The organism is Nitrosovibrio sp. Nv4, assembly GCF_900215485.1.
In the GTDB taxonomy this organism is placed as follows: Bacteria; Pseudomonadota; Gammaproteobacteria; order Burkholderiales; family Nitrosomonadaceae; genus Nitrosospira.
In genome coordinates this window covers 1076767-1091664 of the sequence record NZ_OCMZ01000001.1, presented here as the reverse complement: position 1 = coordinate 1091664, position 14898 = coordinate 1076767, and the positions used below count along the sequence as shown (strand labels likewise).

At 54.0% G+C, this 14898-nt stretch carries 11 protein-coding genes; 6 read left to right on the top strand and 5 right to left on the bottom strand.

The genetic code is table 11. The annotated features are described in order from the left end of the window. Window positions 1-72: 72 nt before the first annotated feature. Complete coding sequence (locus CRO05_RS04895; protein WP_097066055.1) at window positions 73-747, bottom strand: ankyrin repeat domain-containing protein; 675 nt, start codon at window positions 745-747, stop codon at window positions 73-75. A gap of 234 nt (window positions 748-981) precedes the next feature. Here CRO05_RS04895 and CRO05_RS04890 point away from each other — a divergent pair, with 234 nt between their 5' ends. Continuing rightward, a complete protein-coding gene (locus CRO05_RS04890) occupies window positions 982-1521 on the top strand; it encodes a DUF3617 domain-containing protein (RefSeq protein WP_097066054.1) in 540 nt (179 codons plus the stop codon). 15 nt (window positions 1522-1536) lie between these two features. Here CRO05_RS04890 and mpl read toward each other — a convergent pair whose 3' ends face one another. Next, window positions 1537-2940: a UDP-N-acetylmuramate:L-alanyl-gamma-D-glutamyl-meso-diaminopimelate ligase gene (mpl, locus tag CRO05_RS04885; RefSeq protein WP_097066675.1), complete on the bottom strand. Its 1404-nt coding sequence runs from the start codon at window positions 2938-2940 to the stop codon at window positions 1537-1539. 476 nt (window positions 2941-3416) lie between these two features. On the opposite strand from mpl, the gene lptD reads away from it, so the two are divergent. The 5 genes from lptD (at window position 3417) to CRO05_RS04860 (ending at window position 10364) form a co-directional block, all read left to right on the top strand. Further along, window positions 3417-6110 (top strand): LPS assembly protein LptD, encoded by a 2694-nt coding sequence (gene lptD, locus CRO05_RS04880; RefSeq protein ID WP_235001289.1) that lies wholly within the window; start codon window positions 3417-3419, stop codon window positions 6108-6110. A gap of 78 nt (window positions 6111-6188) precedes the next feature. Further along, window positions 6189-7520, top strand: a complete 1332-nt coding sequence (locus CRO05_RS04875) for a peptidylprolyl isomerase (protein ID WP_097066674.1) — start codon at window positions 6189-6191, stop codon at window positions 7518-7520. A gap of 81 nt (window positions 7521-7601) precedes the next feature. After that, window positions 7602-8582 carry a 4-hydroxythreonine-4-phosphate dehydrogenase PdxA gene (gene pdxA / locus CRO05_RS04870; RefSeq protein ID WP_097066052.1) on the top strand — a complete coding sequence of 327 codons (981 nt, stop codon included), beginning with the start codon at window positions 7602-7604 and terminating at the stop codon, window positions 8580-8582. A gap of 222 nt (window positions 8583-8804) precedes the next feature. After that, complete coding sequence (gene rsmA, locus CRO05_RS04865) at window positions 8805-9572, top strand: 16S rRNA (adenine(1518)-N(6)/adenine(1519)-N(6))-dimethyltransferase RsmA (protein WP_097066051.1); 768 nt, start codon at window positions 8805-8807, stop codon at window positions 9570-9572. A gap of 177 nt (window positions 9573-9749) precedes the next feature. After that, window positions 9750-10364 (top strand): lytic transglycosylase domain-containing protein, encoded by a 615-nt coding sequence (locus CRO05_RS04860; RefSeq protein ID WP_097066050.1) that lies wholly within the window; start codon window positions 9750-9752, stop codon window positions 10362-10364. 209 nt (window positions 10365-10573) lie between these two features. Here the strand turns inward: CRO05_RS04860 and CRO05_RS04855 are convergent, their stop codons facing one another. The 3 genes from CRO05_RS04855 to CRO05_RS04845 all read right to left on the bottom strand — a co-directional run bounded on the left by CRO05_RS04855 (window position 10574) and on the right by CRO05_RS04845 (window position 14776). After that, complete coding sequence (locus CRO05_RS04855; RefSeq protein WP_097066049.1) at window positions 10574-11464, bottom strand: sterol desaturase family protein; 891 nt, start codon at window positions 11462-11464, stop codon at window positions 10574-10576. A gap of 146 nt (window positions 11465-11610) precedes the next feature. Continuing rightward, a complete protein-coding gene (gene lpdA / locus CRO05_RS04850) occupies window positions 11611-13458 on the bottom strand; it encodes a dihydrolipoyl dehydrogenase (RefSeq protein WP_097066673.1) in 1848 nt (615 codons plus the stop codon). Window positions 13459-13510: 52 nt separating this feature from the next. Continuing rightward, a complete protein-coding gene (locus CRO05_RS04845; RefSeq protein ID WP_097066048.1) occupies window positions 13511-14776 on the bottom strand; it encodes a glutamate-5-semialdehyde dehydrogenase in 1266 nt (421 codons plus the stop codon). Window positions 14777-14898 lie beyond the last annotated feature (122 nt).

Here is a 14898-nt window from a genome sequence, read left to right as displayed (position 1 = left end):
GGCAGGTAGAGCAGGTAGGTCATGATTCCCGGAATGGTGCGCCGGGTTTGCTGAACTATTATCTGCGCCTTATCATTTGGCACCTGCCTTCTTAAGGAGCTTTACCACCTCCTGGTGGCGATATTTCGATGCCAGCATCAGCGCTGTGACGCCGTTACCTGCTTTTGCATTCACACGGGCCTTGCCGGCGAGCAATGCCTGTACCACGCCGGGATGCCCGACCTGCGACGCCAGCATTAATGCAGTGCCGCCATTGTCCAACCGGGCATTCACATCGGCCCCGGCTTCCAGCAGCATCTTCACTATTTGCTGGTGTCCCTCCTGCGACGCCTGCATCAATACAGTGATGCCATCGCTCCTCCTCGCATTCACATCGGCTTTAGCGGCAAGCAACTCTTGCACTACCTGTTCGTGGCCTTTTTGCGACGCCCGCATCAATGCGGTAGTACAGTTGTCTGTCTTGGCGTTTACGTCTGCCTTGGCTTCGAGCAGCGTTTGTACCACCTCTTCGTAGCCATTTTGCGATGCCGCTATCAACGCGGTTGTGCCGCCATCCACCGTGGCATTCACATTGGCCTTGGCAGCGACCAGTGCGTTGACCCGGACAAGATCCCCCTTGCCGGCTGCAGTGATAAGTTCGCTCTCCCCTACAGCCCACGCGCTCGCTGAAACGCAGAATAAAGTTATCAGCGCGCTCCAAACGTACGTATAGTTCGACAACTTTATTATTTCAGTTCCGCTTTTCATGACATATTCCTGATTTCAGTTCGCAATAAAAACGAGGACCGCTTACCTCCTCCTCCATCCACCCGCCACCCATGCCACCCATACTATCGCACCTTTTCTGCCTTGTTCTCCCGGACCCCTACAGAAGGTGAACCGATCCGGATTATCCCGATCAACTAACGATTCAAACAACAATACTCTAAACTACCTCATTAAATAAACATGAAAGCCATGTGCTACTGTTCTGGAGATCCGATGCGAAAAACCCTTATATCCCTATCGTTGCTATCGATTGTTTCAGCAGCTGGCGCAACGGAGAATACGGAGAGTATGGAGAACAATGTACGTCCCGGATTATGGGAGGTGACAACCACGTCGATGTTGTTGGCTCTGGTGCCGCAGATTCCGGCGGATCAAATGCAGAAATTGACGAGCCTGGCAAAGCAATACGGATTGGACATGCCCCGGATCAAGGATGGGGCGGCAACATCCAAAATCTGCATTACCCGGCAAATGGCGGATCAGAAAATTCCATCCTATTTTCATGCGTATCAATCCGGCTGCAGTATCCAGAATGCAATCAGGACAGAAAACACCTACAAAATGGATCTCGTTTGTACGAATTCTCAATTGAAAGGAAATGGAAGAGCTGAGGGAACATTCACGAGTCCCGAGAGCTTCTCAGGATGGACCATATTCAATGGCACGGTACAGGACAGGCCGATCAATGAGCATGCCGATACGACCGGTCGATGGATTAGTGCGAATTGTGCAACGTCGAAGACGCTGTACTGATTTTTCCCATTCGGCTCACCGCTTTGCACCGGCTTGGCCCATCGTTCCGGCAGCGCCCAATGTATCCATTGCGTCCGTTGCCTCCATTAACCCGAGCAGCTTTTCATGAATGCAGCCGAAGCCGCCATTGCTCATGATGAGTACGTGGTCGCCGGACTGAACAGTGGTTGCGACAGCTTCGATTAACGACTCCAGGTTGTCATAAGTCGCTGCTCTTGTGCCAAGGGAAACCACTGCCTCTTTCACATCCCAGCCCAGGTTGGCGGTATAGCAGAACACCAAGTCCGCTTCTGCCAGACTACTTGCCAAACTGTCTTTCCATATACCCATCTTCATGGTGTTGGAACGAGGTTCCAACACAGCGATGATGCGCGCGTTCTTCACTTTATCGCGCAAGCCGTCCAGAGTTGTCCGGATCGCAGTTGGGTGATGAGCAAAATCGTCATACACTGTAACGTCGCTGACCACACCGCGCACTTCCATGCGACGCTTGACGTTCTTGAATTGTCTCAGCGCGGCAACGGCCGTCATCACCGGCACGCCGGCATGACGGGCGGCAGCCAGGGCAGCGAGGGCGTTCATTCGATTGTGTTTTCCCAGCAATTCCCAGTCAAGGGCGGCCTGAGAATCACCCCTGAAAGAAATTTCGGTTTGTCCGTCCGCCAGCACGCTGGCCTGCCAACCGTTCGCCACTCCTAGCCTTTCCACAGGTGTCCAGCACCCCTTGGTCAACACTCGTTCCAGACTCTCTTCCTGTCCGTTGGAGATGATAAGACCATTACCGGGAATTATGCGTACGAAATAGTGGAACTGCTGCTCAATTGCGGCAAGATCAGCGAAGATATCGGCGTGATCAAATTCCAGGTTGTTCAGTATCGCCGTTCTCGGATGAAAATGGACAAACTTGGAACGCTTGTCAAAAAAAGCCGTGTCATATTCGTCCGCTTCGATGACAAAAAAACCTGAACCGCCCAGTCGGGCTGAGACCCCGAAGTTGCCGGGTATGCCACCAATGAGGAATCCCGGTTCCATTCCTGCGTATTCGAGTATCCATGCCAGCATCGAACTCGTGCTTGTCTTGCCGTGAGTACCTGCGACAGCCAGAACCCATTTGTCGTGCAAGACGTTCTCCGAGAGCCACTGCGGGCCGGATACATAGGAAAGGTTACGGTTGAGAATCTCCTCCATGAGCGGGTTGCCACGCGCCACCACATTACCGATTACAAACAGATCGGGGTTCAGTCTGACTTGTTCCGGGGAAAATCCTTCAATCAACTCAATCCCCTGGGAATTCAGCTGAGTGCTCATGGGTGGATACACGGCGGCGTCGCAGCCGGTAACCTTATGACCGGCTTCTCGCGCGATTGCGGCGATACCGCCCATGAAGGTGCCACAAATACCGAGAATATGGATATGCAAAGCCTGGTACCTGAATTTGAAGTGATATTGCGCGCCGCGATGCATTCTGGCCGTGTACAGTATACGCTCTCGTAGCTGCACGCAGCCCATGCATAGTTTGTCTTCCGTTTTTTGTTACACTTACGGCTTTTGTTCTCAGTTAATTCACCATCAAGGCCAACCGAGCAGCTGGCTCAATGCAAGGTCCTCCTGATTTCCACCAGCCTAGCTCAAATACGCTATGTGCCTCCACGCTTCAACACCTGTGATTCGAGACTGATAAATCTGAAGAAGACAGCTCATCCGTATGCTGATGATGTCCTTTTCGGGCTGAATACCCTTACATGAAATCGCGCTTTTCCCGACCTATCTGCTGGTCTGTTTTTATATTTTGCCTTGCATATAATGCGCGCGCCGACACACCATCACCTGCCTCGAAAAATAAATACGAACGTGTAGCGCCGCCGTCACAGCCGGAAATTGATAGCAATAAACCTGTGCTTATCGACACCGAGCGCATAAAGGGCCACCATGAGTATGAAACGGGAGCCAATGGCGAAACTGAACTGCGGCGTGATCATACTATTTCAGCAGATCAAAAGAAATCTCGCCAGAAAACCGATGACCCGGGAGTCGCAGGCAAGGCTTCCATTGAACGACCGGACCATGCGCCGGAAGCGGCGGAAGCACCGGAGGATCTGCGATCCGGGCAAAACTATACCCGATCGCCAGCGAAAGATGAGCCCGCCTTGGCTACTTCCCCTGTCGAGCCGGAAAACCGGGAAAACCAGCCCAAACTTACCGGAGTTGAGCGCATAACGGGGCATGCCGCGCAAGAAGATGAAGCCAGTCTGCGCCGCGAGCGGACCGTCCCCACCGGCGTAGCAACCTCGCCCGCCACAGCGACAAGCAGAATGGCAGCGCCCAGCGCCGGCGCCGAGGCAGATAGGAGCAGACCCGGATTCGCTGAGGCTGAGCACATTCGTGGACATCTGGCGCAGGAGAGCGAAGAAAGGCTCCGTCTCGGTGGCGAGGCAGAGCCCGAAACTGGAATCAAGGCGGCAATGCCCGACGTAGAGACAGAAACAAAAAAAACCAAACCTGTATTCATTGCAGCCGAGCGCTTGCAAGGGCACCCTGAAAAGGAAATCGAGGCAATAGGCAACGCCGAGTTGTCCACCGGCGAGCAATTTATTTCCGCCGACCGGTTGAAATATTATCAGGATACCGACGAAGCGGAGGCCGAAGGAGGCGTCCGTGTTGAACAACGCGGAGACATACTGGAGGGTTCCAAGCTCAAATTCAATCTGTTAAGCAAAACCGGAGAGCTGACCAGCCCCAACTATCGTTTGAAGGATGCAAGCAGCCGAGGCTATGCCGATACGCTGCTATTCGAAGGTGAGAACCAGTATCGGCTTAAGCAGGCAACTTATACCACATGCCCCGCCGGAGATAACGACTGGTACCTGCAGGTGTCCGACTTGAAACTCGACAACGAGGATAAAGCGGGCACTGCCCGAAAGGTTAAGCTCACATTCAAGGATGTGCCGATCCTGTATACCCCGTGGATGAATTTCTCATACAGTGGAAAACGCAAGTCCGGCTTGCTGGCCCCCACGTATGGCACCAACGCCCGGACCGGGCTCGAATTGACTGTGCCCTTTTACTGGAATATCGCGCCCAATTATGACGCTACATTCTCGGCGCGCATGATGTCGAGGCGAGGCGTCCAGTTTAACAACGAATTTCGCTATATGGGCGAACGCTCGAGCGGGACGTTGCTGGCCGATATATTGCCGAAAGACCTGGATACCGAGCGAAGCCGTTGGCGCACGACGTTTTGGCACAATTATAATTTTGGCAACGGCTTGTCTACCCGTCTTGACTATAACAGGGTTTCCGATGATGCTTATTTCCGCGATCTCGGCAACAGTCTGAATCTTACCTCCAGAACCAACCTGTTGCAGCAGGGTCTGGTGTCCTACAATCGCGCCCTTGGGGACGACGGCACGTTGCATGTAAGTTCGCTCGTGCAGAGCTTCCAGACCATTCAGGATCCGCTTGCCTCCGTTGTCGCCCCTTATAAGCGTCTCCCGCAGGTTTCTTTCAACGCAACCAAACCGGACATTTTGGGTGCAGAACTGAATCTTATCGGGAGTTGGTCGAATTTCTCTCATCCCACTCTTGTGAACGGCCATCGCGCAGTGATCTTTCCCAGCTTGAGCTATCCTCTTCGTAACGCGTTTGGCTATATCACGCCAAAAGTGGGTGTACATCATACCCGTTACAATCTGGACGCCACCACGACCACACCGGATGAAAGCCCTCACCGTACCGTGCCGATGTTCAGCGTGGACAGCGGCGTCGCTTTTGACCGCGATATCTCATTTCGCGGAGAACGATTCACGCAGACCCTTGAGCCACGACTCTTCTATGTTTACGTGCCATTCCGTGAACAGGGGCACCTGCCAAATTTTGACTCTTCCAGGACTGACTTCAGTTTTGCCCAGATGTTGACTGAAAACCGTTTCAGCGGCAGTGACCGCATCAATGACGCGAATCAGGTTACCTTCGCCCTTACTTCGCGCCTCATAGAACCCGGTACCGGAAAAGAACGCTTGCGTGTGGCCGTTGGCCAGCAGTTAAGCCTCATCGATCGGCGTATAACATTGAATGCACCGGGAACCATTGACCGCAGGCCGGACCTTGTCGCCGCAGTGACGGGATTTCTCACGCCGACGATCAGCACTGATTCCAGCGTTCAGTTCGATCAGAGTCGATTCGTCGCCGATGTGGTGCGTTCCGGCTTGAGCTATCGCCCCGAGCCTGGCAGGGTAATAAATTTTGGCTACCGCTTTACCCGTGATGTGCTGCACCAGGTCGATGCCTCAACCCAATGGCGATGGTCGGAAAGGTGGCAAACCGTTGCCCGCCTGAACTACTCGCTACAGGATCAGAGAATTCTGGAAGGGCTGGCAGGACTTGAGTATAATGCCTGCTGCTGGTCGTTGCGGTTCGTACTCCAGCATCTAACCCTTGCCACTCAGAGAACAACGACGGCCGCTTTTTTGCAACTTGAATTGAACGGCTTGATGCAAATCGGCTCAAATCCCCTAACCGCGCTGCAACGCAGCATTCCCGGGTATGTGAGAACCGGCAGCCAGGGAAGCGGCATAATAGAAGGGCCGTAAACGGGAATCGCAAACTGTCACTCTTCGCTTGAATCACATCATTTCGCTCCTCTGCAACTTCTGATAATGCTTATTTACATGGGTACGAAATTTTCGTTACGTTCCCTTGTTTCCCTTATTCTGCCGGCATTGCTGACCGCCGGCATTGCGGTTGCACAGGAACCCGATCATTACGACCGTATTCAGACAATAGATCATATTGTCGCGGTTGTGAATGAGAATGTGGTGACGCGTCACGAGTTGAATGAAGTGCTTAGAGCCACCCTTAAACAATTGGAGAAACAGGGAGTGCAGCCCCCGCCGCCGCCGGTACTGGAAAAACAGTTATTGGAGCGTATTATCGTTAATCGGGTCCAGCTGCAACTCGCGAAAGAAACGGGCTTGACAGTAAGCGATTCAGAGCTCGATCAAACTTTGCGCCGCATCGCTCAGGAAAACAAAATGTCGATGCAGGAGTTTTATAATGCGCTTGAGCAGGATGGGATCAGCTTCAATAAATTCCGGGACGAGATTCGCGATGAAATCATTCTGGTACGGCTGAAAGAACGCGAGGTAAGCAACCGGGTAAGTGTGACGGAGGGAGAGGTCGATAATTATCTCGAGGCACAGGGTTCCTCAGGCGGTAATAACGATGACGAATATCGTATTGCCCACATTCTGGTACAGGTGCCAGAGGGAGCCGATGCTTCGCAAAGCGAAGCCAGACGGCAGCGAGCTGAAACCGCTCTGGCGCAGCTAAAAGAGGGCGCTGAGTTTGCCCAGGTAGCGGCGGAATTTTCCGATTCGCCGGACGCGACAGAAGGCGGCTTGCTTGATTGGCGACCCGCTGCTCAACTAACAAAGAAGTTCGCCGAAGTATTGGTTCCGATGAAAAAGGGCGAGTTGACGCCGGTAATTTCGGGCCCGAACGGTTTTCATATTCTCAAGCTGATCGATCGCCGCAATCAAAACGGTGCTGTAACAATGGTGGATCAAACCCATGCTCGTCATATCCTTATAAAAATCAGTGAGCTTACGTCCGAAGTCGATGCAAAGCGGCGCATAACGGACCTGAAAGAGCGCTTGGAGAACGGCGGCAAGTTTGAAGAGCTGGCGAAAACCCATTCTGAAGATGCCACCGCGCCACAAGGTGGCGACCTCGGCTGGGTCTCGCCTGGCGACACCGTACCTGAGTTCGAGCAGGCAATGAATGCGCTTGAACCCGGCCAAATCAGCCAGCCCGTTCAGTCTCCTTTTGGCTGGCACCTGATTCAGGTTGTCGAGCGCCGTTCCCAGGATGTAAGCCAGGAGCGGCAGCGCCAATCCGCCCGTCAGGCGATACGTGCGCGCAAAGCGGATGCGGCTTTTCAGGAATGGCTCCAACGGCTGCGTGACCGCGCTTACGTCGAATACAGGCTGGAGGAAGGTTAGGATCGGTAAATTGCCGAATGCAATTTCGGACACCGGCCCCGGGCCATTCGAGTTCATAATGTCTGAAAGTTGCAAAAACCCATGCAGCCGCTGATTGCCCTCACCGCGGGAGAGCCTGCGGGAATTGGACCCGACTTATGTGTGCAGATCGCCCAACTGGAGCTGCCATGCAGGCTGATTGTCATCGCCGACCGCGAATTGCTGCGAGAACGGGCGAGTCTATTGCGGCTTCCGCTGAAAATAGCCGACTATTCCCCTCTTGCTACTGTAGTTGAGCACGAAAAGGGCGGCCTGCAAGTGTTGCACCTACCCCTCGCTCAATCTGCCATCCCTGGAAAACTGGATACAGCCAATGCCCCTTATGTCCTGAAGACGTTGGAACGCGCCGTTGAGGGTTGCAGCGATGGCGAATTCGACGCCATGGTTACCGCACCGGTGCATAAAGGCATCATCAACGACGGCGGCATCGCCTTCACCGGCCACACGGAATACCTGGCGCAACTTACAAACAGCGAAGCGGTAATGATGCTCGTGGGCGGCGGCATGCGAGTGACACTTGCCACCACCCACCTGCCACTCAAGGATGTGGCGTCGGCTATTACGCGTGAAACGCTGGAAAGGAAGCTGCGCATCATTCAGCATGACCTGATCACGTACTTTGCCATTCCTGGGCCCCGTATCGTCGTGGCCGGGTTAAACCCCCACGCGGGCGAGTCAGGCCACCTTGGCAGAGAAGAGATCGATACCATCATTCCTTCGCTCGATAAACTGCGCGCCGAAGGCATGGATCTGATTGGCCCACTGCCGGCCGATACCCTGTTTAATCCATCGAAGCTGAAGGACTATGATTGTATATTCGCCATGTACCATGACCAGGGACTGCCGGTATTGAAACATGCCAGCTTTGGCGCGGCTGTCAACGTAACGTTGGGGCTGCCTGTTATTCGTACTTCAGTAGATCACGGCACTGCCCTCGAGTTGGCCGGGACCGGTCGGGCCGATCACGGCAGCTTGATGGCCGCAATTGAGATGGCGGTGATACTGGCCGGAAATCAGCGGTAGATTTTCTATTTCCCGATTTATCCAGCGAGAAATACTATGGATTTCTTCATTCGACCCGGAATCCAGTCCAGACAATGAATATGCTTAGCCATTGGCTACCAGCTTTCGCCGGCATGACATGGTACCGTTTGTTCGCTGAACAAGGTAACAGAGAATCGGTGTAAGCCGCGGAGTACAATCCGGCATTCCGTAGCGGCAATTATCGGCTTTATCGGCTCGCCCATGCCCCACATTCCCCGCAAACGTTTCGGTCAGAATTTTCTGGTTGATCCCCATGTCGTGATGGACATCATCCGCGCTATCCATCCCTGCAAAGGCGACCTTCTGGTGGAAATAGGACCGGGGCTGGGCGCGTTGACGCGGCCCTTGCTGCAGGCGCTTGATCACCTGCACGTGGTGGAAATTGACCGCGACATCGTCGAACGCTTGCGCAGGGAATTTGCTGAAAAAAATCTGACAATACATCAGGGCGACGCGCTGGAATTTGACTTCGCGGCACTAGGACACAATCTTCGGGTGGTTGGCAACCTGCCCTACAATATTTCCACGCCTATCCTGTTTTATTTAAGCCGGTTCGTGGACAGCATCCGCGACATGCATTTCATGCTGCAAAAGGAAGTGGTAGCGCGGATGGTTGCCCCGTCCTCCACACCTGATTACGGGCGGCTTTCAGTCATGCTGCAATATCGGTTCGAAATGGAACAACTCTTCATTGTCCCGCCCGAATGCTTTCAGCCCGCGCCAAAGGTAGAGTCGGCCATTGTCCGTATGAACCCGCGCAGGGAGCGGCTCATGGAAGCCAGCAAGGAAAAGGTATTTGCGAATATCGTTTCCGCAGCGTTCTCGCAGCGGCGTAAAACCCTGCGCAACACGCTACGCAGTTATCTCAAGCCGGAGGATTACACCGCGTTGAAGATTGACCCAAACCAGCGTGCGGAAAATTTATCGGTGGCTCAGTTTGTGGCGGCGGCAAACCGTTTGAGCGGATGATAGCTTTGTATGGTGCAACAAAACCTGGCCGTAGTAGTTCAGCAGGAATAATTTCCACCTCCCATTGAGATATCAGGCACCCAAATAGCCGTTTATTGACTTAATACGCCGCCATAAGCATTAGTATAATGCGACCAAAGCGACTGAAAAACGGAAGAAAGCTTCGTCGGACATGTCATGAAATTCTTAGCGCCGCATGCATTCACATTTATGGCTTTGCTGACATGGGGTCTGGCACAGCCGGCCCGCGCGGAGGTCATCTACTGGTTTACCGACGAAAATGGCGTTGTACATTTTTCCAACGTTCCCACCGATAGCCGTTACGTCCCTTTTACAGCAGCCGGTGGCACCGTTGTAAAGAAAGTGATGACCACTCCACTCGGCGCGCCGCCCCGGCAGCCGGTTAAAGTTCAGTATGGGGCCGTAGTCGAAGAGATTGCCCGGACCTATGGCCTGGAAAGCGCGCTGATACATGCCGTAGTCCTTGTGGAGTCGGCTTATAACCCCAAAGCGGTTTCAAAAAAGGGCGCGGCGGGGCTGATGCAGTTAATGCCTGAAACTGCACAGCGATACGGTGTGACCGACCGGTTCGATCCCGTACAAAATCTTCATGGTGGCGCGAGATATCTGAGTCACCTGTTGAAGATGTTTAATGGCGACATGAGCCTCATGCTGGCTGCTTACAATGCCGGCGAAAATAGCGTCGTCAAATATGGAAACCAGATTCCGCCATTTCAGGAGACCAGAGCTTATGTGCCGCGCGTGCTGGATTTCTATCATAAATACCGATAAAACATGAAGCCTGCGCAACCGGAACGGGAATCTGAGCATACGAGAGGTAGTGGATCAAGTTCTTTACTGACCATTACAAAAACAAAAATGAACAAAAATGGGGTCAGACACGACTATCGTTGACGCGGCTTCCCACTAGAGAGTGGACTATGGTAATCGTGTCTGACCCTATTTTTGCCAAACAGAAGCGCCAAACTCAACCCCTGGTCTTAATTCCGCTCCTCCTTGCCCTTTTCCAAAGCCCCGCTGACGGATGACCCATCCTTTGTCTCGCGCATGTTGATAGGATAACTATCGGCAGGGCCAATGAAAGGCTGAATCAGCATCCGATCAAGCCGCTCCCAAGCCGGGTCACGGAAGAGGTTTATGCCAATTGTCATGCCCTCGTGGCCATCACGCGGCTGATCTTGATAAGTTCCCAGCAGCCGGTCCCACCACGGCAGATTGAATCCGAAATTTGAATTCGTCTCGTTGGGGTACCAGGAATGATGGACGCGGTGCATATCGGGAGTCACCACCAGCCAGCGCAGGAATCTGTCAAGGGGCGGGGGGATGCGAACGTTACCGTGATTGAATAATGAAGTGGCATTTAGCAATATCTCGAATATCAGCACTGCCAGCGCGGGCGCTCCGAGCGCAGCCACAACCATCAGCTTGATGATCATGGATAGCACGATCTCAATCGGATGGAAACGTACACCGGTGGTCACGTCGAAATCGAGGTCTGCATGATGCATCCTGTGCAATCGCCACAGCCAAGGCACCGCATGGAACAATACATGCTGAAGGTAAATGGCCAAGTCAAGAACCAGGACAGCAATCAGGATAGCGATCCATTCCGGAACAGCAAAAGCGTTCAACAGGCCCCAGCCTCGCTCCTCAGCCGATAACGCAACCCCGATGGCGGCTGTCGGGAAAAGTATGCGAACCACCAGCGTATTCAGCGCCACCATGCCGAGATTGGCTGGCCAACGCTTGAGCCGCGACAAGCCCCGCCGCCGCCGGGGCGCCAAGGCTTCCCAAACGCTCATCGCTGCAAGAACCGCCATAAAAAACCCCAAGCGGACAAACGGCTCGGCCTGAAGAACGGTTAGGGCCATCGTCGTTTTCCCGGTAGAGTTATTGGGTAGTTATTGGGGAGAGGCCACGGTTTCGTTTGCGAACGATCCAGAAGACGTAAAAAATTGCTGACTTCTATCGTTTTTAGGGATTTTTTTCCACGGTCTAATAGGTGGAATCAACACGCCTACTTCTTCGGCGCATAAAGATCTGTAATAGATCCTTCCGCGATTTCGGCAGCGAAAAAGATAGTTTCGGATAACGTCGGGTGAGGATGGATGGTAAGACCAATATCTTCCATATCCGCGCCCATTTCAAGCCCCAACACGGTTTCGGAAATCAGTTCGCCCGCATTGACCCCAACAATGCCGGCTCCGAGAATACGACGGGTTTTTTTGTCCAGAAGTAATTTGGTCATGCCTTCGTCGCGCGCCATTGCCAGCGCGCGGCCGCTTGCTGCCCAGGGGAATACCGCTTTCTCGTACTCGACGCCCTGCTTGCCGGCTTCGGTTTCCGTCAGGCCCATCCAGGCAATTTCCGGGTCGGTATAGGCTACGGAGGGAATGGCGCGCGCGTCGAACGCCGCTTTTTTTGCATGTTCTCCGCCCGCTATAATTTCGGCGGCGAGCTTGCCTTCGTGCGTAGCCTTGTGCGCCAACATGGGCTCGCCGGCGATGTCGCCGATAGCGAAAATATGCGCCACATTGGTCCGCAGTTGTTTGTTTACGGGAATGAAGCCGCGTTCGTCCACATTGATACCGGCACTTTCGGCGCCGATATCGCGTCCATTGGGTCGCCGTCCCACTGCCATCAGAATGCGATCGTAGATTTGCGGCTCGGGCACGGCGGTACCGCCGTCGGATCTTCCCTCAAACGTAACTTTCAGACCATTTTCATGGGCCTCAACTGCGGTGACCCTGGTTTTCAGATAGATTGCCTCGTAGCGTTTCTGGATGCGCTTGTGCAATGGCCTGATGAGGTCGCTGTCTGCGCCGGGAATCAATTGATCCATTAATTCCACGACGCTGATCTTGCTACCCAGTGCATAATAAACTGTCGCCATTTCCAGACCGATGATGCCGCCGCCGATGATGAGCATGCGCTGGGGAATATCCTCCAGTTTCAGCGCACCGGTTGAGTCGATGATGCGCGGATCATCATAGGGAAAACCGGGAATACGCGCCGCGCTTGAGCCTGCTGCGATGATGCAGTGGTCGAACGAGACGGTTTTCAGACCGTCAGCTGTTTCCACTTCTATCATATTAGGCGAGGTGAACTTGCCTTTTCCTTGTACCGTCTGCACTTTGCGCTGCTTCGCCAGCCCGGCCAATCCTTTGGTAAGTTTGCCGATAATGGTTTCTTTCCATCCTCGCAGCTTATCCAGCTCTATGCCGGGTTTACCGAAAGTAATGCCCTGATGGGCCGTTTCCTCTGCTTCAGCGACAACCTTTGCCACATGCAGCAGCGCCTTGGATGGAATGCAGCCAACGTTGAGACAAACCCCGCCTAGCGTGGGGTAGCGTTCGATCAATACCACTTTCTTGCCCAGATCGGCGGCGCGAAACGCGGCAGTATAGCCCCCAGGGCCTGCCCCGAGCACAACTACATCGGCATGAATTTCGCCGCGTGGAACAGAAGGGGTGGAAGGCGGAGCGGATTCTTTATGAGCGGGGGTGGCCGAGCCCGGTGTCTTCTCTTCTTTTTCAGGAGCAGGCGCAACGTCACGCGCAGAGACGTCCTTCGGCTCAGCCGGTTCAGCCGCTTTACCAGTTGAAGCCGCTTCACCGGATGGCGCCTCCGCTTCCAGCATGAGTATGAGCGATCCTTCGGAAACCTTGTCGCCGACCTTGACCTTCAGTTCCTTGACTACCCCAGCTTGAGGTGCAGGAATTTCCATCGTCGCCTTATCGGTTTCCAGCGTGATTAGCGACGTTTCCTTTTCCACCGTATCACCCGGTTTCACCAGCACTTCAATAACGGGAACGTCCTTGAAATCACCGATGTCCGGAATTTTTATTTCGGTAAGTTGAGTCATGGCAACCTTTTTGAGCGAAGAAGCAGGTTTTCTATTGGGAAATGCTATTGATCTATTGCCGGATGTGCCCATCACCCAGCACAATGAATTTCTGGCTGGTCAGGCCTTCCAGGGCTACCGGGCCGCGGGCGTGAATTTTATCAGTGGAAATACCGATTTCCGCGCCGAGGCCGTACTCGAACCCGTCTGCGAAGCGGGTGGAGGCGTTCACCATTACCGAGCTGGAGTCCACCTCGCGCAGGAAACGGCGGGCACGGCCATAGTCCTCGGTAATGATCGAATCGGTATGTTGCGAACCGTAAACCGCAATGTGCTCGATAGCCTGATCCAGCCCGCTGACAATCCGCACACTCAGGATCGGGGCCAGATACTCCGTGTGCCAATCCTCTTCTGTCGCTTCGCCCATCTGCTCGATGATGGCTCGGGCAGTCGCGTCGCCGCGCAGCTCCACGCCCTTATCCAGATAAATTTTGCACAGCGGGGGCAACACTTCCCCGGCAATGCCTTCATGCACCAGCAGGGTTTCCATGGTATTGCACGTGCCGTAACGCTGAGTCTTGGCGTTGTCGGCGACGCGAATGGCCTTATCGGGATCGGCTCCATCATCGATATAAACGTGACATACGCCATGCAGATGCTTGATAACCGGGATGCGCGCTTCACTGGAAATACGTTCAATCAGTCCCTTGCCGCCGCGTGGCACGATGACGTCGACAAATTCTTTCATGGTGACGAGTTCACCCACGGCGGCCCGGTCGGTGGTTTCAATAACCTGTATCGCCGTTTCCGGCAGGCCCGCACCTTTCAACCCTTCCTTCACACAAGCCGCGATGGCCTGATTACTGTGAATGGCTTCCGACCCGCCGCGCAATATTGCCGCATTGCCCGCCTTGAGGCACAGCCCGGCGGCATCTGCTGTAACGTTGGGACGCGCCTCGTAAATAATACCGACCACACCCAACGGCACGCGCATTTTTCCAACCTGTATGCCGGCAGGACGGTATTTCAAATCGCTGATTTCACCCACCGGATCAGCCAGCCCAGCGATTTGCAGCAGGCCTTCCGCCATGCTCCCAATACTTCTGGAGGTGAGCGTCAAGCGGTCGATCAAAGCCGGATCCAGTCCGCGTGCTTTCGCGCCTTCCACATCCCTGGCATTCGCGGCCAGCAACTGCTGCTCTTCACGCTTGATGGCCGTGGCCATCAGAGTGAGCGCCAGATTCTTGGCGGCAGTCTCGGCCTTCGCTACGTGCCGTGATGCGGCGCGCGCTTCACGCCCGACTGACTGCATGTAAGTCTTGATGTCGATGATGTCCATGTCACAATTCCAGTTAGACAATAAATTTGATCATGATCAATGCGAGATACCGGTACCGGGATAATCTGCGGATTATGGCTGATGTTTACTGATACGCCGGTAAACAGTACTCATGTTGTATC